We start from the raw sequence: 20628 nt of genomic DNA, 5'->3' as shown, positions 1-20628 counted from the left end.
GGGCCAAGATCAACGAGCGCGCGCCTCGTCCAGCTCGGCCTTGGTCAGCACCGCGCGGACCTCCAGCTCGACGTCGGCGAGCGGGTTCTCGCCGGCCGGGCTGCGGTCGATCGCGCAGACGACGGTCTCGACCACGGCCCCGCCCGACCGCAGCGCGTTCGTCGCGTCGCGGACCGCGCCACCGGTGGTGATGACGTCCTCGATCAGCACGACCTTCCGGCCGCCGAAGGACGGGCCCTCGGCGAGCTTGGCGGTGCCGTACTCCTTGGCCTTCTTGCGCACGAAGACGACCGGCAGACCGACGAGCTGGCTGACCGCGGTGGCGATCGGGATGCCGCCCATCTCCAGGCCGCCGAGCAGCTCGGCGTCGGCCGGCAGCAGCTGGGCGACCTCGCGGGCGACGCGGGCGAGGAGGAGCGGGTCGGCCTCGAAGAGGTACTTGTCGAAGTACTCGCTGCTCACCTGCCCCGACCGGAGCACGAACTCGCCGGTAAGGCGGCAGGTGGCGTCGATGTCGGCGGCGAGGGCGGTGTCCGTGGTCGTCACGCGCACAGGTTATCTATCGTCGTGCCCATGCCTGCTGCTGCCCGACGCGTCGCCGGGATGGGTACCACCATCTTCGCCGAGATGTCCGCCCTCGCCGTCCGTACCGGCGCCGTCAACCTCGGTCAGGGATTCCCCGACACCGACGGACCCCCGGTGATCCTCGATGCGGCCGTCGCCGCACTGCGCGGCGGCGCCAACCAGTATGCGCCCGGGCCCGGCATCCCGGCGCTGCGGCAGGCGATCGCCCGCCATCAGCAGCGCCGCTACGGCATCGACCTCGACCCGGACCGCCAGGTCGTGGTCACCACCGGCTGCACCGAGGCGATCGCCGGCGCGCTCCTGGGGCTGGTCGACCCGGGCGACGAGGTGGTCGTCCTCGAGCCCTACTACGACTCCTACACCGCGATGATCGACTTCGCCGGCGGCGTACGACGGCCGGTGACCCTGCGCGCCCCCGACTTCCGGCTCGACCCGGCCGAGCTCGAGGCGGCCGTGTCGGCGCGGACCAAGCTGATCCTGCTCAACACCCCGCACAACCCCACCGGACGGGTGCTCGACGCCGACGAGCTGGCCGCCGTGGCGCGGGTCGCGATCGCGCACGACCTGCTGGTCGTGACCGACGAGGTCTACGAGCACCTCACCTTCGACGGGCGCGCGCACGTCCCGATCTCGACCCTGCCCGGCATGGCCGAGCGCACCCTGACCCTGTCCAGCGCCGGGAAGTCCTGGTCGGTGACCGGGTGGAAGGTCGGCTGGGCGACCGGTCCGGCCGAGCTGGTGGCGGCCGTGACCGCGGCCAAGCAGTGGCTGACCTTCACCTCGGGCGCGCCGCTGCAGCCGGCGGTGGCCGCCGCCCTCGACGCGGGCGACGCCTTCCCGACCGGGCTGGCCCGCGACCTGGAGGCCCAACGCGACCAGCTGGTCTCCGGGCTGCGGGCGGCCGGGCTGACGACGTACGTGCCCGAGGGGACCTACTTCGCCACCACCGACGTCAGCGCGCTCGGCTGGGCCAGCGGCGGCGACTTCTGCCGCGCCCTGCCCGAGCGGGCCGGCGTGGTGGCGATCCCGTCGGAGGTGTTCTACGACGACCCGGACGCCCCCGGCAGCGGCCGACATCTGGTCCGGTGGGCGTTCTGCAAGCGGCCGGAGGTGATCGCCGAGGCGGTCCGCCGGCTCGCGGCAGCCGACCTGCGGGTCTGACCTCCTGGCGTTACGTCATTCGTTCCGTGGGCGATCGCCCACGGAACGAATGACGTAACGTTGGGAGGTCAGCGGCCGACGTACCAGCGACTGACCTCGGTCCGCAGCAGCAGGCTGGTCGTGCCGGCGAGCGCCGCGACGAGGATCACCAACGGCCAGGCGCCGAGCGCGAGGAAGAGCGAGACGGCCGCGCCGCCCGCGGCCCCGATCGCCAACACGATCCGGGCCCAGTTCTGACCGACGAACGCGAGCGCGGCGAGGACGATCGCGCCGAGCGCGCAGGCGATGACACCGGCCATGAGCACGTAGATGCCGGCCACCAGGTCCCGCTCGGTGAGCTGCGAGGTGTCCAGCCACGACGGCTGGTCCTTCATCACGTCGGCGAACAGCTTCTCGCTGTTGGCCGACACGTAGGCGACCGCGCCGGCCACGAGCAGCACGATCACGACCGCCACGACGCACGTGATCGCGCACGCCGCCACCAACGCCGGCGGCCGGGCGCCCAGCACGGGAGCGGGCGAGGCGACGCCGATCGCGGGACCAGGCACCGCGCCGGGCACCGGGCCGGGCGGGGTGGGCTGCGTGGGCTGGGTGGGCTGGGTGGGCTGGTTGAGCGGGGTCGGTCGGGCCGCGGACCGGATCGCGGCCAGCCGGGCGGCCTGGCGCGCCTCGAGGCGCTGGGCCCAGGGCCGGCCGGCGTACCAGTCCCGGGTGGGCTGCAACCACAGCAGCGCGATCCCGGCAAGCACCATCGGCGCCAGGAAGCCCGCCGTGGCGAGGCCCCCCACGAACAGCAGCGGCGCCAGCGCGGTCAGCGCGACCCGGGCACTCGACGAGCGCTTGAAGACCTGGAAGCCGAGGATCGCCGACGCCGTCGCCGCGCCCGCGCCGACCAGGCAGAGCACGCGGATCATCGTGGCCAGCCCGTCGGCGTCGAGGCCGAGGTCGGCGGTCATCGGCTCGGTGAGGACCTTCTGCAGCTCCTCTTGCACCGCGATGGTGTGGAGCGTGGAGATCCGCTGCCACGCGGCGAGGACGACGAACACCGACCCGCCGATGATCAGCGCGCCCGCCAGCGTCGCCTGTCCCGGCCGGGGCTGCTGCTCGCTCATGGCCCCATTCCACCAGACCGGCCCACACGGCGTACTTCCTGACCGGTTCTCGCGCTTCTTGTCCGCTGCAAAGGCCAAGAAGCGCAGGAATCACCTCCTCAGCGGCGATTCCTGCGCCTCGGGCCTCAGCCGAGGAGCACCAACCCCGCCTCACCCCGGTCGACCGTGACCGACCCACCGTCGGCGACCTCGCCACCGATGAGCAGCCGGGCGAGGGGGTCGCCGATGGCGGTCTGGATCAGCCGGCGCAGCGGCCGGGCGCCGTACGCCGGGTCGTAGCCGGTCTCGGCCAGCCAGGCCCGCGCCTCGGGCGTGACCGACAGCGAGATCCGGCGGGCGGAGAGCCGAGCCTCCAGCGAACGCAGCAGCAGCTCCACGATCTGCGCCAGGTCCTCGCGCGTCAGCGTGTCGAACATGACGATCTCGTCGAGACGGTTGAGGAACTCCGGCTTGAACGAGGCCCGCACCACGCCCATCACCGACTCCTTCTGCACCTCCGGGGACAGCGACGGGTCGACCAGGAACTGCGAGCCCAGGTTGGAGGTGAGGATCAGGATCGTGTTGCGGAAGTCGACCGTGCGGCCCTGGCCGTCGGTGAGGCGGCCGTCGTCGAGCACCTGCAGCAGGACGTCGAAGACCTCCGGATGGGCCTTCTCGACCTCGTCGAGCAGCACGACGGAGTACGGGCGCCGGCGGACGGCCTCCGTGAGCTGGCCGCCCTGGTCATAGCCGACATAGCCCGGAGGCGCGCCGACGAGCCGTGCGACCGAGTGCTTCTCGGCGTACTCGCTCATGTCGATGCGCACGATGGCGCGGTCGTCGTCGAACAGGAAGTCCGCCAGCGACTTGGCGAGCTCGGTCTTGCCGACGCCGGTGGGGCCGAGGAACAGGAAGGAGCCCGTCGGCCGGTTGGGGTCGGAGATCCCGGCCCGCGCGCGGCGGACGGCATCGCTGACCGCGCGGACCGCGTCGGCCTGGCCGATCAGCCGGGCACCGATCGCCAGCTCCATGTCGAGCAGCTTGGCGGTCTCGCCCTGCAGCAGCCGGCCGGTCGGGATGCCGGTCCAGGCCTCGACGACCTCGGCGATCTGGGTCGAGCCGACCTCCTCGCCGACCAGCTTCTCGCTGGCGTCGACATTGTCCTCGGCCGCCTCGACGGCCTTGATCTGCTGCTCCAGTGCGGGGATCTGACCGTAGAGGATGGCGCTGGCACCACCGAGGTCGCCCTCGCGCTGCAGCCGCTCGGCCTCGCTGCGCAGCTGGTCGAGCCGACGGCGCAGGGCGCCCTCGCCCTCCAGCTCCGACTTCTCCCGCTCCCAGCGGATCTCCAGCCCGCGCAGCTCCTCCTCCTTGTCGGCGAGGTCGGCGCGCAGCACCTCCAGCCGATCCCGGGAGGCGTCGTCGGACTCCTTGGCGAGCGCGAACTCCTCCATCTTCAGCCGGTCGACGGCTCGGCGGAGCTGGTCGATCTCCTCCGGCGAGGACTCGATCTCCATCCGCAGCCGGGACGCGGCCTCGTCGACGAGGTCGATCGCCTTGTCGGGGAGCTGGCGTCCGGAGATGTAGCGGTCGGACAGGGTCGCGGCGGCGACCAGGGCGGCGTCGGTGATCCGTACGCCGTGGTGGGCCTCGTACTTCTCCTGGATGCCGCGCAGGATCTGGATGGTGTCCTCGACCGAGGGCTCACCGACGAAGACCTGCTGGAAGCGGCGCTCCAGGGCGGGGTCCTTCTCGATCGACTCGCGGTACTCGTCGAGCGTGGTGGCGCCGATCATGTGCAGCTCGCCGCGCGCCAGCATCGGCTTGAGCATGTTGCCGGCGTCCATCTGCGAGTCGCCGCCGGCACCCGCGCCGACGACGGTGTGCAGCTCGTCGATGAAGGTGATGACCTGGCCCTCGGACTGCTTGATCTCGTCGAGCACGGCCTTGAGCCGCTCCTCGAACTCGCCGCGGTACTTCGCGCCCGCGACCATGCCCATCAGGTCGAGCGAGAGCACCCGCTTGCCCTTGAGGGAGTCGGGGACGTCGCCGGCCACCACGCGCTGGGCGAGGCCCTCGACGACGGCGGTCTTGCCGACGCCGGGCTCGCCGATGAGCACCGGGTTGTTCTTGGTACGACGGCTCAGCACCTGGACGACGCGACGGATCTCCTGGTCCCGGCCGATCACCGGGTCGAGCTTGCCCTCCTCCGCGGCCGCGGTGAGGTCGACGGAGTACTTCTCCAGGGCCTCGTAGGTCGCCTCCGCGTCCTGCGACGTCACGCGCCGGTTGCCGCGCACGGCCGTCAGCGACTCGCGCAGGGCGTCGGCGCTCAGGCCCGCGTCGCCCAGCACCTGCTGGGCCGAGGACTCGACGGTGGCGAGCCCGATGAGCAGGTGCTCGGTCGCGACGTACTCGTCCTTCATCGAGCGCGCCAGGTCCAGCGCCGCGGCGAGGACCCGGGTCAGCGCGGCCGAGCCGGCGGGCTGCTGGACGGTCGCGCCGCTGGCGCGCGGCAGCGCGTCGCGCGTCGCGGAGGCGGCGTGGACCAGGGCCGACACGTCGACGCCGGCCTTGGCGACGAGGTGGGCGGTGGTCCCGTCCTCCTGCAGCAGCAGGGCGACGAGCAGGTGGATCGGCTCGACGCTGGTGTTGCCGGCAGTGGTCGCGGCGAGTTGGGCGGCCTCGATCGCCTCGCGGCTGCGCGTGGTGAACTTGTCGGCCCCGAATTGGCTCATGTGCAGAGTCTCTCCTGTGTCGTCGGGATGATCGAGCTACCGTCCCAACATCAGGAAAGTTGAGTCTGTTCCACTCAACTCTGCCGAATTCGTTGGGTGCCGGAAGCGCCGGTTGGCAGAAGGCTCTCGCTTCGTGGCCGATGCAACGGCCAAGAAGTGCAGGAACCACCGCTCAACCGGTGATTCCTGCAGCCCCCTCACCCGTGCCGGACGACCACGTCCACGAACCGGTTCCGCGGCGCGCCGCCCGTCCGGGTCTCGGTGTTGCCGACGCCGACCACCCGGACCTTGGTGCGGACCTGGACGCCGTGCCGAACCAGGTAGGCGCAGGCCGCCCTCGCTCGGCGCACCGACAGCCGGTGGGCGATCCGGTTGCCGACCCGGTTGCCGGTCCGGGCGGTGTGGCCGACGCAGGTCAGCAGGGACACCTGCTCGGCCCGCGCGGCGATCCGGTCGAGGAACCGCCGGCCGGCGGCGGTGAGCCGGGCGCCGTCGGGTCCGAACATCGCGCTCGCCCCGCGCCGGCTCTGCTTGGGCGCGAACAGCAGTGACGACCGCTCGGCGTGCCGGGTGAGCCCGTTGTCCAGCACCCCCGTGGCCAGCAGTGTGACCGCCACCCCGCCGAGCGCCGGCCGGGTCAGCCGCCGGCCCGCCTTGGTCAGCGTCATCCCCACCACCGCGTCCGCCGTGCTCGCCGTGGCCTCGCCGCGTGCCAGGACCACGGTCCGGCCCCGGTGCCGGGTGGTCACGGTCGCTGCGCAGCTGCGCAGCGTGCCGGCCGTCGCGTGGCAGCGCACCTCGAACCGGTCCGCCGTCACGACCACGGGCTGGGCGTCGACCGTCAGGTCCCCCGCCGGGACCCAGTGCGCGTAGACCGTGACCGGACCGGAGACCAGCGTCTCGAAGGCGTACGGCGTGCTGCCGTCGGCCGTCGTGTACCAGCCGGTGAAGCTGTAGCCGGCCCGCGTCGGATCGGCCGGGCGGGCGACCGGCGTGCCGTGGACGACGCTCTGCGCGGCGACCGCGCTGCCGCCCCGGGAGTCGAAGGTGACCGTCACCGGCGAGCGCACCGTGAGAGTGGCCGCATCGGTCTCCAGGAGGTCGCCGGCGCCGTTGCTGACCCGCGCCCGGTACCGGTAGCCGTCCATCGCGGCCGTGACGTCCGCCAGGGTCAGCGTCGTCGGCTGTCCCGACACGGTGGCGACCTCGTCGCCCTGCGTGCTCCAGTGCTGGCCTCCGTCGGTGCTCACCTGCCAGCGCACCACCGGGTCCGGGGTCCCGGTGACGGTCAGCGTGAAGGTGGCGTCCTGGCCCTCGTTCACCGTCACGTCGTCAGGCTGGTCGGTGATCACGGTGCCGACGGTGATCAGCGTCCAGTGGGCGGTCAGGGTGAGGTCGTCGGTCACCGGCGCGTCGAAGTCGTACGCCGACCCGCCGTCGTACCAGCCGTCGAAGGTGTAGCCGGCCCGGGTCGGCTCGGCCGGCTCGGGCACGGCGTCACCGTAGGCCACCTCGACCGGTACGACGCCCGAGCCGCCCGCCGCGTCGAAGGTGACCGTCCTCAGGCCGGCCTGCTCGACCGCGCCCGCGTCGCAGCCGGCTCCCTGGAACCGGGCGGCGCCGGTCTGGTCCCGACCCGCGCCGGCAGCGACCGGACAGAACGCCGCGGCGGCGGGGATCAGGTCGACCGCCGAGCTGTCCGCGCCCGGACGGTACGACGCGGTCGGCCCACCGTGGTCGCCGAGCGAGCCCAGGTCCAGATCGGTCACACCGGTACTGCTGCCGACCGAGCCGAAGGCGCAGCTGTCGTCCTCCGCCAGGTTGTAGCCACCGTCGGCGACCACGCCGCTGCACTCGGCGCCGGCAGACCCGGTGAGCAGCGAGCCGGACACCTCGATCACGCCACCGACCTCCTGGAGCGCGTCCTCGGTGACCTCCGCGATCGTGCTGCCGCGGACGTCGACGACGCTGCCGGCCTCGGCACGCACGCCGCTCGTGATGCCGGGCCCGGCGATCGTGCTGTTGCGCACGTCGACGGCACCGCCGCAGGCGTTGACACCGTAGTAGGGGAAGGCGGGGTCACCGGCCACCAGCACCCGGTCGAGCGTGACGGCGCCACCGCACACCAGCGCGGTCGTGAGGGTGAGGTCGCGGACCGTGACCGTGGGCGCGTCGGCGATCCACAGGTAGAGGCCGTAGCCGATCCGGGTCCCGCCCGGGTCGCCGAGGATCGTCACGTCGCGGTCGCTGCCGGTGAACGACCCGCCCTGCGGGAACTCGCCCGGCCCTAGGTGGATCGTCGCGGTGGCGGCGGCCTTGCCGTACGCGTAGTTCAGCGTCGCGCACGGCTCGGCCGGCGTCGAGCAGTCGCCGCTGTCCGTGCCGGTGACGGCGACGTACACGTCGCTGGGAGCGGGTGGCCCGGCGTCCGGGTCGGCGTACGAGACGGTGACGTAGCCGTTGCCGCTCGTCTGCCCGGAGATCGGGTTCGCCCCGCTGGCGAAGCTCACCGCGGTCACCTCGGCAGCGGCGTAGCTGGAGCCGCCACCGCCACCCCCGCCCGCGAGGGAGGCGTAGGAGACCGTGCCCTGGCCGCCGCCGTACCGGCCGCCGCCTCCGCCCGCGGAAGCGGCGAAGGCGGCGTACCCAGGGGCGTACGGGTTGCCGAAGCCGCCGCCGAGGATCGCGCGGCCCGACACGCCGGTACGCGTCGTGGAGCCGTCCGTCGCCGTACCTCCCGCACCGCCGGCCTCGGCGCCCGCGGCGGTGCGGCCGGCGCCGCCACCGCCGCCGGCGACCAGCAGCTCCACCCAGTCGTCGGCGGCCGTGTCGTCGAGCTCGACCGTGCTGGCGCCGCCACCCCCGCCCGCACCGGTCTCGCCCTGGCCGCCGCCCCAGCTGCCGCCGCCGACCGCGGTGAAGGTCACGCTGCTCACCCCGGCCGGAACGGTCCAGGTCTCGAAGTCGTCGAGGTCGTCGAAGGTCACCGCGCATGTGCCCGGGACGGTGGTGCAGTCGGGCCCGCCGGGAGCGGCGGCCGCGGCGGGGACGGCGCCCTGGAGCGCCACCGCGGAGCCGGCGGCGCCGGCGAGCAGGGTGAGCACCAGGGTGCGGGACAGGCGAGACGTGCGGGAGCCGGACATCGAGGGAGCCTCTCGGAGGGCCGTACGGGGAGCGCCTCATTGTCGGCCGCACTCGCGGATGCCGGGGCCGGATTCGCCGCGAACCACCCCGGTGTCGCCCGCCCAATCACCCGCGCGGCGTAGTCGTCGCGGTCGGCCCGGGCCGCGCTGCGCGAGTTCGCGGCCCGCAGCGGCGGCGGGCTGTCGGCCGCCACGCTGTCGCGCGTCGAGACCACCGGCCGGCGCAGCGGCTCGGTGGTGGCGGCCGGATCATCCGCTGACGCGGGTCACTGCCCCTCGGCCTCGGGCGGGGTCTCGTGCTCGGGCAGGTCCGAGCTGGACGCGGTCTGCTCGTCGACAAGCGCCAGCTTGCAGAACTCCTCACCGAACGGGGTGAGGTGGATGCTGCGCCGCACGACCTTGGCGAACTTCACCGAGTGCAGCGCGGCCAGCACGTCGGGCTGCGCCTCGAGCACCTGGTACTCCAGGTGGTCGCGCACCGGCTCGCGCGAGAACCAGACCAGGCCGAGCCGGAACAGGTTGTTGAGGTACGACGGCACCTGCTCCAGGTAGCGCAGCCCGGCCCGCGGCCCGACCATGTTGAGGCCGGGGGCGATGAGCTGGCTGCTGACCATGCCGATCGGGCCGCCGGTGCGCACGTCGACCGACGGCTGCGGCCCGTCGCGCAGCAGCATCACCAGGATCCGGGCCTCGTCGGGCGCGAGCTCGTCGAGGATCCGGTCGAACGCCGGGTGCCGGTCGTCGGTGCTCCACACGTCACGGGAGCGCTCGAGCAGGTCCTTGCCCCGGTCGCGCAGCGACTGCGGCCGGGAGGCGATCACCTGGCCGTCGACCACCGGAGACGCGAACGCCTCCCGCGGCCGGTCGGCAGCGGCGCCCAGCGACTCGCCGGCCCGCATCAGCGCGGTGGCGACGGGCACCCCGCCGGACACCTGCTTGGCGACCTCGCCGAGGGCGCCGACGTACGAGCCCACGTCGCGGATGAGGGAGGTCGCCTCGTCGCGGCTGGTCACCGCGCGGCCGACCCGCATCCAGTTGCGGGTGGTCGTGCGCAGGCCCCAGCCGGCGGTGTGCAGCGCGGCCGAGCCGGCGACCCGGGCCAGCCCCGGCAGCGACTCCGCCACCGCGGGCCCGGTCAGCGCGGGCAGGCGCGGCAGGCCGTCCTGGTCGAGGTCCTCAGTCATCTCTGCCTTCCGGTGCTCGGACATGTGGTCACGGCGGGAAGCCGGGGATCCAGCCCCAATTGAAGATGCCGAGGTGGATGAACCCGCCGGCGGCCCCCATGATCGCGCCGTGGGCGTAGAGCATCCACTCGTCCTCCTTGATCGCCGAGCGCATCATCTCGACGAAGTCCTTGGGCGCCAGCTCCTTGGTGCGCCGGGCGATGAGCACCCGGATCTTCTCCGACTGCTGGCGGCTGAAGTCCGCGTCGCGGAACGGCGTGATGGTGCGCCCGACCGCCTCCTGGGCGAAGGAGTCCTTGATGCTGTCGTAGCGCCGACCGCCCATCGCGACGTTGACCGCGCCGCGCAGCGGGCCGGCGGCCTTGTCGATCGCGGGGCGCATCGCGGTGGCGATCATCTGACGGGTGCGGTCGCCGCGGGGGCCGTCCATGAGGAAGTCGCCGATCCGCTCGAGCGTGATCACGTCGTCGGCGATGATCCGGGCGTAGACCTCGGCACACTCGTCCTGGCGGCGCAGGAACAGGCCCTGCACCTTGATGCCGAGGATCCGCCTCTCCTCCGGCGGGTCGAAGATCAGCCACATGCCGAGCAGGTTGGTGGTCCAGCCGACGACGATCCCGAGCAGCGGCAGCAGCCACCAGATGTGCCAGGTCTGGTCGATGATCGCGACCGGGACACCGAGCAGGAAGCCGAAGATGAAGCCGAACGCGACCATCAGGTTCAGCTCGCGCTGGCCGACGTCCTTGAAGACCTTGACCACCAGCTCGGGGTTCTTGCGGAAGTGGTCGATCACCATGATCTTCGGGTCGAGCAGCTGGTTGATGTGGACGCCGATCTCGTCGGTGATCGTCTTGACGACGCCCGGCAGCTGGGCCTGGACCCGGTCGATGACCGCCTGACGCACCGGGCGCGGCAGGTCGCGCCACAGCCGCGGATGCTCGCGCATCATCACGTCGTCGACGAGCGCGGGCAGGTCGGGGCGGAAGACCGCGACGATGTGCTCGGCGATCTGGTCGGGCTCGAGCTGGGCGTAGAACTCGGCGGGCGTGCCGAGCTTGGCGATCACCTTGTCGACCGCGATGCTGCCCATCTTGGCGGCGCGCGCGGGCACGATCCCCTGCCAGCCGAGGCCGCCCTCCATCCAGCCGGGGACCTCCTGCAGCTTGCGGGGCAGCACGCCCGCGACCTCGCGCAGGCCGGGGACCCGGAAGCCGTGGAAGTCGATCGGCTTGAACAGCATCCACAGGCCCGACCAGTTGATCAGCCAGCCGATGACGCCCGTGAAGAACGGGATCGACACGAAGGCGAACCAGTCGACGTGGTCGGCCCAGTCCCTGAGCCCGTCCAGCACTGCGTCCACGCGTACCTCTCGTCCCTGTCGGTCCCGGCCGTGCCCCCATGCACCGGCAATGGACCCGACGGGTGGAGGTTAACGCCTGCTGTGACAACCGGCACAGGGATCTCAGGTCACGGTGTCGCAGGAACCGGGTGACAGGTCAGGGGTTGCGGCGCCATACGACGACGGACTGGCCGACGGTGGTGGCGGGGAGGGCGGGGAGGTTGCTGCGGGGCAGGCTCGGGCGGGCGGCGGTGGCGTGGCGCAGCGCCTCGCGGGTGGCCTCGAGCTCGGCGACCAGCTCGGCGTTGCGGGCACGGAGGGCGGTGACGGCGTTCTCGAGGTCGAGGATCCGCTTGACGCCCTCGATGCCGATGCCGGACGCGGTCAGCTGCGCGATCTCGCGCAGCCGCTCGATGTCACGGTAGGAGTACCGCCGACCGCCGCCCCCCGTGCGGCCGGGCGTGATCAGCCCGACCCGCTCGTAGGTCCGCAGCGTCTGCGGGTGCAGGCCGCTGAGCTGGGCCGCCACGCTGATGACGTAGACGGCCTCCTCCTCACCGGGAGGACCCTGCGGCGGTCGCGGCGTCATCAGCTCGCGTCCTGGCGTCGGTCGCTGCGCTCCCCGCCGGCTTCGCCAGCGAAAAGGCCCGACCGCAGCCGGGCGTCGGCCGTGGCGGCGGCGTACGCCTCCAGGGCCTCCTTGGCCTCGGCGTCGAGGCTGCTCGGCACCTGCACCTCGACCGTGGCCAGCAGGTCGCCCCGCGAGCCGTCGGCCTTGGTCGCGCCCTTGCCGCGGACCCGGAAGGTGCGCCCGTTCGGCGTGCCGGCGGGGACCTTGAGGGTCACCGGGGCGCCGCCGAGGGTCGGGATCTTGATCTCGGCGCCGAGGGCGAGCTCGGCGAACGACACGGGTACGTCGACCGTGAGGTGCTCGCCCTTGCGACCGAACACGCGGTGCCCGGTGACCTTGACGGTGACGTAGAGGTCGCCGGCGGGGCCGCCGTTGTCGCCCGGGACTCCCTTGCCGCGCAACCGGATCCGCTGGCCGTCCTTGACCCCGGCGGGGATCTTGGCCTGGATGGTCCGGGTCGCACGCCCCTGGCCGGTGCCGTGGCAGGTGGGGCACGGGTCGTCGTAGACGAGCTGACGTCCCCCACACGTCGGGCAGGTCTCGTTCATGGAGAACCCGCCGCCGACCGAGGCCGTCACGACACCGGCGCCGTCGCACGTCGGGCAGACGTGCGGCTGGGTACCGGGCTTGCCGCCCGTGCCGTGGCAGGTCGCGCAGGCGCCGTCGGAGCTGACCCGCAGCGACACCGTGGCGCCCTCGAGCGCCTCGGTGAAGCCGATGGTCGCGGTCGTCTCCAGGTCGGCGCCGCGGGTCGCCCGTGGAGCGCGGGCCCGGCCCCGGCCACCCCCTCCGAACAGATCGCCGAACAGGTCTCCGAAGCCGCCACCACCACCCGCGCGGTCGCGGAGCAGGTCCTCCACGTTGACACTGCCGCCGAAGCCACCGCCGAAGCCGCCCGCGCCCCCGCCGAAGCCGGCACCCGCGGGGAACCCGCCGCGGCTGAACATCTCACGGGCCTGGTCGTACTTCTTGCGCTTCTCGGCATCACCGAGGACGTCATACGCCTCGGCCACCGCCTTGAACCTGTCGTGCTTGGCGGTGTCGTCGGGGTGCGAGTCGGGGTGGTTGGCGCGCGCGAGCCTGCGGTAGGCCTTCTTGATCTCGTCCTGCGACGCGGTCTTGGCGACCCCGAGCTCCTTGTAGAAGTCCTTGGTCGCCCAGTCGGACCGGATCCCGTCGTCACTCATCGCGCACCTCCCTCCTCGTCGTTGTCGTGTCCGTCATCAAGCCGGGTCGACCACCAGCACCTGCGCTGCGCGGACCACCCGGTCGCCGATCTTGTAGCCGGCCTTCGCGACCACCTTGCACGTGGTCACCTCGACCTCGGCGTCGGTGCCGATGTGCGAGAGCGCCTCGTGGACGGTGGGGTCGAAGGCGTCGCCCGGCTCGCCGAACTTCACCAGGCCCAGACCCGCGACAGTGCGCTCCAACTGCTCGGCGACGGCCTTGAAGCCACCCTCGAGCGGCTCGTGCTCACGAGCCCGGTCGATCGTGTCGAGGACGTCGATGATCGGCGTGAGCGCGGCGTACGTCGCGTTCTCGCGCAGCAGCTCGCGGTCGCGCTCGACCCGCCGCTTGTAGTTGAGGAACTCCGCCTGCAGGCGCTGCAGGTCGAGGGTCCGCTCCTCGAGCTCCATCCTCGTGACGGTCAGCTCGTCGGCCTCGGGCTCGGCCTCGGCCTCGGGCTCGGGTGCCTCGGGACCCTCGGCCGCCTCGGGCTGGTCGCCCTCGGGCGAGGGAGCCGCAGTCTCCTGCAGCTCCCCCTCCTCCGGGTTGAGGTTCTCCTCGGTCACTTGGCGTCGCCCTCGGTGTCCTCGTCGACGATCTCGGCCTCGACGACATCGTCGTCGGACTCACCGGTCGCGCCGGTGGTGCCGCCCGCGGCGGCGGAGTCGGCCTCGGCCGCGGCGTACATCGCGGCGCCCATCTTCTGGCTGGACTCGCCCAGCTTGGAGATGGCGCCGGTCAGGTCCTCGGCGCTGGACTCGGCGTTCTCGAGCAAGCCCTTGAGCGCCTCGAGGTCGGTGGTCACCTCGGCCTTGACGTCGTCCGGGATCTTGTCGCCGTTGTCGGCGAGGAACTTCTCGGTGGTGTAGACGAGCTGGTCGCCCTGGTTGCGGACCTCGACGGCCTCGCGACGCTTGGCGTCCTCCTCGGCGTACTGCTCGGCCTCCTTGACCATCCGGTCGATGTCGTCCTTGGACAGCGCGCTGCCGCCGGAGATGGTCATCGACTGCTCACGGCCGGACGCCTGGTCCTTGGCGGAGACGTGGACGATGCCGTTGGCGTCGATGTCGAAGGTGACCTCGATCTTGGGCACACCCCGCGGGGCGGGCGGCAGTCCGGTCAGCTCGAAGTTGCCGAGGCCCTGGTTCTGCGACCAGATCGCGCGCTCGCCCTGGGCGACCTTGATCTCGACCGACGGCTGGTTGTCGTCGGCGGTCGTGAAGATCTCGGACCGCTTGGTCGGGATCGTGGTGTTGCGCTCGATCAGGGTGGTGAAGACACCGCCCTTGGTCTCGATGCCGAGGCTGAGCGGGGTGACGTCGAGGAGCAGCACGTCCTTGACCTCACCGGCGAGCACACCGGCCTGCAGAGCGGCGCCGACGGCGACGACCTCGTCGGGGTTGACGCCCTTGTTGGGCTCCTTGCCGCCGAGCATCTCCTTGACCAGCTCGGTCACCGCGGGCATCCGGGTCGAGCCGCCGACGAGGACCACGTGGTCGATCGCGGAGAGCGCGACGCCGGCGTCCTTGAGGACGTTCTGGAACGGCGCCTTGGTGCGCTCGAGCAGCCCGGCCGTGAGACGCTGGAACTCCGAACGGGTGAGCCGCTCCTCGAAGTGCAGCGGGCCGTTCTCGCCGTGGGTGATGTAGGGCAGGTGGATCGTGGTGTCGCTCGAGGAGGACAGCTCGATCTTCGCCTTCTCCGCGGCCTCCTGGAGGCGCTGCGCGGCGATCTTGTCGGCGGCCAGGTCGACGCCGTTGGCGTCCTTGAACTTCTTGACCATCCACTCGACGATCGCGTTGTCCCAGTCGTCACCGCCGAGGTGGTTGTCGCCGCTGGTCGCCTTGACCTCGACGACGCCCTCGCCGATCTCGAGCAGGGACACGTCGAACGTGCCGCCGCCGAGGTCGTAGACCAGGATCGTCTGGTCGTCGCCCTTGTCGAGGCCGTAGGCCAGCGCGGCCGCAGTGGGCTCGTTGACGATCCGGTCGACCTTGAGGCCCGCGATCTCGCCGGCCTCCTTGGTGGCCTGGCGCTGCGCGTCGGAGAAGTACGCCGGAACCGTGATCACCGCGTTGGTGACGGTCTCGCCGAGGTAGGCCTCCGCGTCGCGCTTGAGCTTCTGCAAGATGAACGCCGAGATCTGCTGCGGCGTGAAGTCCTTGTCCACCGGGTCACCGACGTGCTGGGTCCAGTCGGTGCCCATGTGGCGCTTGACCGACCGGATGGTGCGGTCGACGTTCGTGACCGCCTGGCGCTTCGCGACCTCGCCGACGAGCACCTCACCGCTCTTCGCGAAGGCGACGACGGACGGCGTGGTCCGCGCTCCCTCCGCGTTGGCGATGACCGTGGGCTCGCCGCCCTCGAGGACCGCGACGACGCTGTTCGTCGTACCGAGGTCGATGCCGACCGCTCGTGCCATGGGTGTTTCTCCTCCGTGTTGTGAAGACGTTGATGCAAGTTAGTTGAGCCGGATGGACTCAAGTCTGACACAGGCCACAACGGACCTGTCCACCGGGTTGTTCCCGGTGGACGGGAGGAGTTCCCCGCGGGCGTCGGACGCGCCGCGATCAGCCGACGGTGACGCTGATCTCGTTGCTGACGGTGCCACTGTCGCGGTCGACCACGCGGAACCGGTTGACGCCGCCGACGCCGGTGAAGATGTAGCTGGAGAAGGTGCCGTTGGTGACGCCCACGCTGGCCGGGAAGTCCGCCCACTCGCCGTTCTCGAAGCGCTGGACGAACAAGATCGCGCCCTCACCGCCGGGGTAGACGCCGCTGAAGTAGATCCGCTCGCCGCTGGCGACCGTGTTCGCCAGGGCCTGCAGGGAGATCTGGCCGGCGGTGGCGCTGTCGCTGGGCGGCTCGGTCGTCGGCTCGTCCTCGGACTGCTCGCTCTCGCCCGTCGCCGTGGGCTCGTCGGTGCTCTGGGTGTTCAGGGTGACCAGCGGGCCGGTGGCCTCGTCGGTCTCGACCGGCGTGGGCAGGTACATCGACTGGCGCACCGTGGTGCGCGCCGACGAGTCGCCGTCGTCACCGCCGAGGCCGAGCACCTGGGAGCCGACCAGGGCGACCACGGCCAGGATCAGCCCGACCCCCAGCGCGACCGCGACCAGCGCCACCAGCCCGTTGAGTACGGGACGTTCGCCGGGGGGCTTCTGCTGGTCGCTCACCCGGCCCATTCTCCAGTCGGGCCGAGGAAATCAGAAACCGCGCGTCCAGACGACCTGCTCGTGGAGCCGGCGGGAGCGCCAGCCGGCCGTCGTGCGAACGAAGGTGTGGCGGTACAGCCCACCCACCTCGACCACGCGCTCCCCGCCCTGGCCGTCCGAGATCCGCATCGGGTTGTGGAAGTACGCCGTCACGGCAGCCTCGTCGCGGGAGTCGGCGAAGTCGACGTCGACCTGCCCGACCGTGTGCAGCCGGTGCGTGGAGAAGGCGGGCAGCGCCTGCGCGAGCCACGCCTTGACGACCGGGAAGACGTCGGCGACGCCGCCACTTTCGGTGTAGTCGATCTGCGCATCGGGGGTGAAGACGGTGTCGAGGCGGTCGAAGTCACCCTCGTCGACGGCGAGGGTGTACCGGGTGATCGCGTCGGTGATCTCGGCGCGGTCGATCAGCTGCTGCACGTCCACGGTCGCTCCTCGGTGGCTCGCGCGCTCGGCGGGGCCGCCGGGCTTCGGCTCGGTCGCTGCCATGGGACTCACTCTGGCAGAAATCTAGAACACGTTCTAGTGTTTGACCATGCGCTTCTCCTTCGCCGAGGGCATGACCCACGCCGACTACTACGCCCCGCTCGCCCAGGCCTGCGAGGCCGCCGGCTACACCTCGATGACGATCGCGGACAGCCTGATCTACCCGCAGGAGTCCGACTCGAAGTACCCCTACACCGACACCGGGGACCGCGAGTTCCTGCTCGGCAAGGAGTTCATCGAGACGTTCATCCTGTGCGCGCACCTGTTCGCGGTCACCTCGACGCTGCGGCTGACGCCGTTCGTGCTCAAGCTGCCGATCCGGCCGCCGGTGCTGGTCGCCAAGCAGGCGTCCTCGCTGGCCTTCCTGTCCGGCAACCGGCTCGGGCTGGGCGTCGGGCTCTCGCCCTGGCCCGAGGACTTCGCCGCGCTCGGCGTCCCGTGGGAGAGGCGCGGCAGGCGGATGGACGAGTGCATGGACGTCCTGCGCGGCCTCACCCAGCCCGGCGACGAGCCGACCTTCTTCGGCTACTCCGGCGAGTTCTACGACATCGAGCCGCTCCAGCAGTGCCCCGCCCCGACCGAGCGGATCCCGCTGCTCGTCGGCGGGCACTCCGACGCGGCCCTGCGGCGCGCCGTACGCAAGGGCGACGGGTGGATGCACGCCGGCGGCGACGGCGAGGAGCTGGACCGGCTGCTCGCCCGGCTCGCGGAGATCCGCGCCGAGGAGGGCGACACCCGCTCGGACTTCGAGGTCCATGTGATCTCGTACGACGCGTACACCCTCGACGGCATCAAGCGGCTCGAGGACAAGGGCGTCACCGACTGCATCGTCGGCTTCCGGGTGCCCTACATCGAAGGCCCGGACACCGAGCCGCTCGAGACGAAGGTCAAGCACCTGGAGCAGTACGCCGAGAGCATCATCGCGAAGGCGTCCTGATGTCGGCCGCCCTCGGCTTGACCGGGGTCCTGCAGGAGGCGATCGCGCAGGCCGAGGAGCTGATCGCGAACGCGCCGTTCATCAAGACCGAGGCCGACCGGCTCGAGGGCTACGACTACCTCGCCGGCCGGATCCGGATGGCACTGCAGACCGCCTTCGACTACGACCTCGAGCAGCCGCTGTTCATCAACCCCACGCACCAGTTCTCGCGCCAGGGGCTCGACAACCCGGACGCGGTGTACCTCCACGCCTACCTGCGCGAGGGCGTCTCGTACGTCATCCGCGGTCGGCGGGGCACGTCGGCGGACCTGTCCTTCCAGGTCATGGGCGGCACCTACTCCGCCTCGTCTGCGGCCACGTCGCTCATGGCCTTCGACGAGCGCGAGCTGTCGATCGACGCGGACGGGAGCTTCTCCTTCGAGTACACCGCCGAGCCCGGCGCCAAGACCCTGATCGTGCGTGAGGTCTTCAACGACTGGGACACCGAGACCCGCGGGACGCTCACCATCGAGCGGGTCGACACGATCGGACTCGCCCGGCGGCCACTGACCGAGGACGTGCTGCGCAAGAAGTACGAGGTCGCCGCCCGGTCGCTGATCGGCTCGATCCAGACCTGGTTCGCCTTCCCCCACTTCTTCCAGTACCAGGAGCCGGTCAACACCCTGACCGCCCCCGCGTCCACGCCCGGCGGCCTGTCCTCGCAGTTCTCCTCGATCGGGCACTACGAGCTCGGCCCCGACGAGGCCATGATCGTCGAAGTCCCCCGCTGCGACGACTGCACCTACCAGGCCGTCCAGCTCGGCTCGGACTGGTACGCCTCGACCGACTACGAGACCCACCAGACCTCGCTCACCAAGGCGCAGGCGGCCTGCGACGCCGACGGCGTGATGCGCTTCGTCATCTCCGAGCGTCCGCCGGGACCCGACGGCAGCCCTCTCGCCAACTGGCTGGAGACCACCGGCCACCGCACCGGCCCGATCATGCTGCGGTGGCAGCAGCTCTCGCGCGCGCTCACCGCCGCCGACGGGCCCACGGTCGAGGTCGTCCCCGTCGCCGAGGTGGCGGCGCGGCTGCCGGGGCCGGGCGGGCTGACGGAGGAGGAGTACGCCGAGCGGATCGCCGCGCGGCAGCGCGCGGTCGCGCGGCGGATGATCTCGTAGGAGGGTTATCCACAGCCGGTCGGCCGACCACGGCGAGATGTCGCCGGTCCGCGTGATGCTTGGTCCATGTCTCGGACCAATGACACACTCGACGAATGGACGGTGAAGCGGTGCTTGAGTTGCTCGTGGACCACCCACAGCCCTGGACACCCGAGGAACTGCAGCGGTTCCCGGAGAAGTTCCGGGCCGAGGTCATCGACGGCACCCTCATCGTCGAGTCCAACCCGTTCCGCAATCACATCTGGACGGACGAGGACCTCGAACGACTGCCTGAGTCGACGCTCTTCGAGATCATCGACGGGATCCTCTACGTGAACGCGGCCCCGAGCTTCGAGCATCAGTCCACCGCGGACACTCTGGTTCGCGTCCTGCTCGGGCAACTCGATCCCTCCATGGCCGTCGTCCGCGAGGTCGGCATCGCTCTGCCGACGTTCCCTGACTCGACCGTCATCCCCGATGTGGTGGTGCTGAAGAACGCGGATGTCGATCGGAAGAGCAGCGCCCAGTCTCCGACGGCCGTCCGACTGGTCATCGAGGTCGCCTCACCGACCACCCAGCTCAAGGACCGAACCGTCAAGGCAGAGAAGTACGCCGAGGCCGGCATCCCCGGTTACTGGCGCGTGGAGCTGGACCCGATCAAGGTCATCGCCCACGCCCTGCGCGACGGCGGCTACACCGAGCTCGGCGCCTGGACGGCAGGCGAGACGGTCGAGGTGGACGAGCCGGTGTGCGTCTCGTTCGACCTCGCCGTCCTCCTGCCTTGACCGGGCCCGGAAGCCCGAGAGTCAGGCGGGGATCCAGTCGAAGACGTCGGGGTTCGGGCCCTGCCGCCCCGCCTCGCCCTTGTCGAGCACGGCCAGGCTGGCCACCTCGTCGGCGGTGAGAGCGAAGTCGAAGACCTCGAAGTTCTCCGCGAGCCGGGACCTGCTCAGCGACTTGGGGAACACGATGTCGCCGCGGTCCAGCGCCCAGCGCAGCAGCACCTGGGCCGGGGTCTTGCCGTGGCGCTCGGCGAGCGCGGTCACCGTCGGGTCGGTGAGCTCGCCACCGCCCTGGCCCAGCGGGGACCAGGCCTCGACGTGGGCGCCGTGGCCGGTGGTCGCGGTCCGGACCGCGTCGTTGGCGAAGTAGGGGTGCGCCTCGACCTGGTTGACGGCCGGCACGACGCCGGTGGCGGCGACGATCCGGTCGAGGTGGTCGGGCTGGAAGTTGGAGACGCCGACCGAGGTGGCCAGGCCGGCCTCACGCAGCTCGAGCAGCGCCTCCCAGGTGGAGACGAAGTCGCCGTCGTACTGCGTCGGCAGCGGCCAGTGGATGAGGAGCAGGTCGACCCGGTCGAGGCCGAGCCGGTCCAGCGATGCCCGCGCGGAGTCCTTGGCATCGGCCGGACGGTGCCGGTTGTTGTTGACCTTGGTGGTGACGTAGACGTCCTCACGGGCGAGGCCCGAGCGCGCGATCGCGGCACCGACGCCCTCCTCGTTGCCGTACATCTGGGCGGTGTCGACGTGGCGGTAGCCGATCTCGAGGGCGTCGGAAACGACCCGCTCGGTGTCGGCCGGCGGCACCTGCCACACCCCGAGGCCGAACTGCGGGATGGACGTGTGGTCGTTGAGTTCGATCCGGGGAATGCTCACGAGAAGTCCAACGACCCCGGTCCGCGTCTATTCCGGACGCCGATCCGGAGATCGCCCACCGAGAGCCCTTTCCCGAAACTGAAACACGTTCTAGTGTGTCCGC

The 20628-nt window shown here is 71.5% G+C and carries 17 protein-coding genes; 4 read left to right on the top strand and 13 right to left on the bottom strand.

Annotation, left to right across the window (positions count from 1 at the left end; translation table 11 throughout):
* Nucleotides 1-9: 9 nt before the first annotated feature.
* Nucleotides 10-546, bottom strand: a complete 537-nt coding sequence (gene pyrE, locus ACUP6Y_RS03565) for an orotate phosphoribosyltransferase (RefSeq protein ID WP_462554248.1) — start codon at nt 544-546, stop codon at nt 10-12.
* Between the two features lie 27 nt (nt 547-573).
* Between pyrE and ACUP6Y_RS03560 the strand changes: the two genes are divergently transcribed.
* Entirely contained in the window at nt 574-1746 is a 1173-nt protein-coding gene (locus tag ACUP6Y_RS03560; RefSeq protein WP_462554247.1) for a pyridoxal phosphate-dependent aminotransferase, read from the top strand.
* A gap of 68 nt (nt 1747-1814) precedes the next feature.
* On the opposite strand, the gene ACUP6Y_RS03555 is transcribed toward ACUP6Y_RS03560, so the two are convergent.
* The 11 genes from ACUP6Y_RS03555 to ACUP6Y_RS03505 form a co-directional block, all read right to left on the bottom strand.
* Nucleotides 1815-2858 (bottom strand): hypothetical protein, encoded by a 1044-nt coding sequence (locus tag ACUP6Y_RS03555; protein ID WP_462554246.1) that lies wholly within the window; start codon nt 2856-2858, stop codon nt 1815-1817.
* Between the two features lie 125 nt (nt 2859-2983).
* Nucleotides 2984-5575 carry an ATP-dependent chaperone ClpB gene (clpB, locus tag ACUP6Y_RS03550; RefSeq protein WP_462554245.1) on the bottom strand — a complete coding sequence of 864 codons (2592 nt, stop codon included), beginning with the start codon at nt 5573-5575 and terminating at the stop codon, nt 2984-2986.
* A 197-nt stretch (nt 5576-5772) separates the two neighbouring features.
* Entirely contained in the window at nt 5773-8718 is a 2946-nt protein-coding gene (locus ACUP6Y_RS03545; RefSeq protein ID WP_462554243.1) for an InlB B-repeat-containing protein, read from the bottom strand.
* Between the two features lie 266 nt (nt 8719-8984).
* Nucleotides 8985-9902, bottom strand: a complete 918-nt coding sequence (locus ACUP6Y_RS03540; RefSeq protein WP_462554242.1) for an Abi-alpha family protein — start codon at nt 9900-9902, stop codon at nt 8985-8987.
* 28 nt (nt 9903-9930) lie between these two features.
* On the bottom strand, nt 9931-11262 hold the full coding sequence (locus tag ACUP6Y_RS03535) for a hypothetical protein (protein ID WP_462554241.1): 1332 nt from the start codon (nt 11260-11262) through the stop codon (nt 9931-9933).
* 136 nt (nt 11263-11398) lie between these two features.
* The gene (locus tag ACUP6Y_RS03530; RefSeq protein ID WP_462554240.1) at nt 11399-11830 is read right to left on the bottom strand and encodes a heat shock protein transcriptional repressor HspR; all 432 of its coding nucleotides are present in this window, start codon (nt 11828-11830) and stop codon (nt 11399-11401) included.
* Nucleotides 11830-13059, bottom strand: coding sequence for a molecular chaperone DnaJ (gene dnaJ, locus ACUP6Y_RS03525; RefSeq protein WP_462554239.1), 1230 nt, complete (start codon nt 13057-13059; stop codon nt 11830-11832). The genes ACUP6Y_RS03530 and dnaJ overlap by 1 nt, the downstream gene beginning before the upstream one ends.
* Before the next feature lie 36 nt (nt 13060-13095).
* Nucleotides 13096-13665, bottom strand: coding sequence for a nucleotide exchange factor GrpE (gene grpE, locus ACUP6Y_RS03520; protein ID WP_462554238.1), 570 nt, complete (start codon nt 13663-13665; stop codon nt 13096-13098).
* Nucleotides 13662-15521 carry a molecular chaperone DnaK gene (gene dnaK, locus ACUP6Y_RS03515; protein WP_462554237.1) on the bottom strand — a complete coding sequence of 620 codons (1860 nt, stop codon included), beginning with the start codon at nt 15519-15521 and terminating at the stop codon, nt 13662-13664. The genes grpE and dnaK overlap by 4 nt, the downstream gene beginning before the upstream one ends.
* A 148-nt stretch (nt 15522-15669) precedes the next feature.
* A complete protein-coding gene (locus tag ACUP6Y_RS03510; protein WP_462554236.1) occupies nt 15670-16272 on the bottom strand; it encodes a hypothetical protein in 603 nt (200 codons plus the stop codon).
* A gap of 30 nt (nt 16273-16302) precedes the next feature.
* A complete protein-coding gene (locus tag ACUP6Y_RS03505) occupies nt 16303-16797 on the bottom strand; it encodes a nuclear transport factor 2 family protein (RefSeq protein ID WP_462554235.1) in 495 nt (164 codons plus the stop codon).
* Nucleotides 16798-16843: 46 nt separating this feature from the next.
* Here ACUP6Y_RS03505 and ACUP6Y_RS03500 point away from each other — a divergent pair, with 46 nt between their 5' ends.
* From ACUP6Y_RS03500 to ACUP6Y_RS03490, 3 genes are all read left to right on the top strand, one after another.
* Nucleotides 16844-17731, top strand: coding sequence for a TIGR03619 family F420-dependent LLM class oxidoreductase (locus ACUP6Y_RS03500; protein WP_462554234.1), 888 nt, complete (start codon nt 16844-16846; stop codon nt 17729-17731).
* Nucleotides 17731-18891 (top strand): hypothetical protein, encoded by a 1161-nt coding sequence (locus ACUP6Y_RS03495; protein WP_462554233.1) that lies wholly within the window; start codon nt 17731-17733, stop codon nt 18889-18891. Before ACUP6Y_RS03500 ends, ACUP6Y_RS03495 begins: the two co-directional genes overlap by 1 nt.
* Nucleotides 18892-19001: 110 nt before the next feature.
* Nucleotides 19002-19655, top strand: a complete 654-nt coding sequence (locus ACUP6Y_RS03490; RefSeq protein ID WP_462554232.1) for a Uma2 family endonuclease — start codon at nt 19002-19004, stop codon at nt 19653-19655.
* Nucleotides 19656-19676: 21 nt separating this feature from the next.
* Here the strand turns inward: ACUP6Y_RS03490 and ACUP6Y_RS03485 are convergent, their stop codons facing one another.
* Nucleotides 19677-20525 carry an aldo/keto reductase gene (locus ACUP6Y_RS03485; RefSeq protein ID WP_462554231.1) on the bottom strand — a complete coding sequence of 283 codons (849 nt, stop codon included), beginning with the start codon at nt 20523-20525 and terminating at the stop codon, nt 19677-19679.
* Nucleotides 20526-20628: the final 103 nt, after the last annotated feature.

The sequence above is a fragment of the Nocardioides sp. S5-5 genome (genome assembly GCF_054954065.1).
Note: the sequence above shows the minus strand (reverse complement) of the source record. Positions and strands in the feature narration are given on the sequence as shown.

Coding starts and splice junctions, on each gene's coding strand:
- ACUP6Y_RS03505 (WP_462554235.1), bottom strand. CDS start 16,797: ATGGCAGCGACCGAGCCGAAGCCCGGCGGCCCCGCCGAGCGCGCGAGC.
- ACUP6Y_RS03495 (WP_462554233.1), top strand. CDS start 17,731: ATGTCGGCCGCCCTCGGCTTGACCGGGGTCCTGCAGGAGGCGATCGCG.
- ACUP6Y_RS03540 (WP_462554242.1), bottom strand. CDS start 9,902: ATGACTGAGGACCTCGACCAGGACGGCCTGCCGCGCCTGCCCGCGCTG.
- dnaK (WP_462554237.1), bottom strand. CDS start 15,521: ATGGCACGAGCGGTCGGCATCGACCTCGGTACGACGAACAGCGTCGTC.
- ACUP6Y_RS03500 (WP_462554234.1), top strand. CDS start 16,844: ATGCGCTTCTCCTTCGCCGAGGGCATGACCCACGCCGACTACTACGCC.
- ACUP6Y_RS03560 (WP_462554247.1), top strand. CDS start 574: ATGCCTGCTGCTGCCCGACGCGTCGCCGGGATGGGTACCACCATCTTC.
- ACUP6Y_RS03555 (WP_462554246.1), bottom strand. CDS start 2,858: ATGAGCGAGCAGCAGCCCCGGCCGGGACAGGCGACGCTGGCGGGCGCG.
- ACUP6Y_RS03545 (WP_462554243.1), bottom strand. CDS start 8,718: ATGTCCGGCTCCCGCACGTCTCGCCTGTCCCGCACCCTGGTGCTCACC.
- clpB (WP_462554245.1), bottom strand. CDS start 5,575: ATGAGCCAATTCGGGGCCGACAAGTTCACCACGCGCAGCCGCGAGGCG.
- dnaJ (WP_462554239.1), bottom strand. CDS start 13,059: ATGAGTGACGACGGGATCCGGTCCGACTGGGCGACCAAGGACTTCTAC.
- ACUP6Y_RS03530 (WP_462554240.1), bottom strand. CDS start 11,830: ATGACGCCGCGACCGCCGCAGGGTCCTCCCGGTGAGGAGGAGGCCGTC.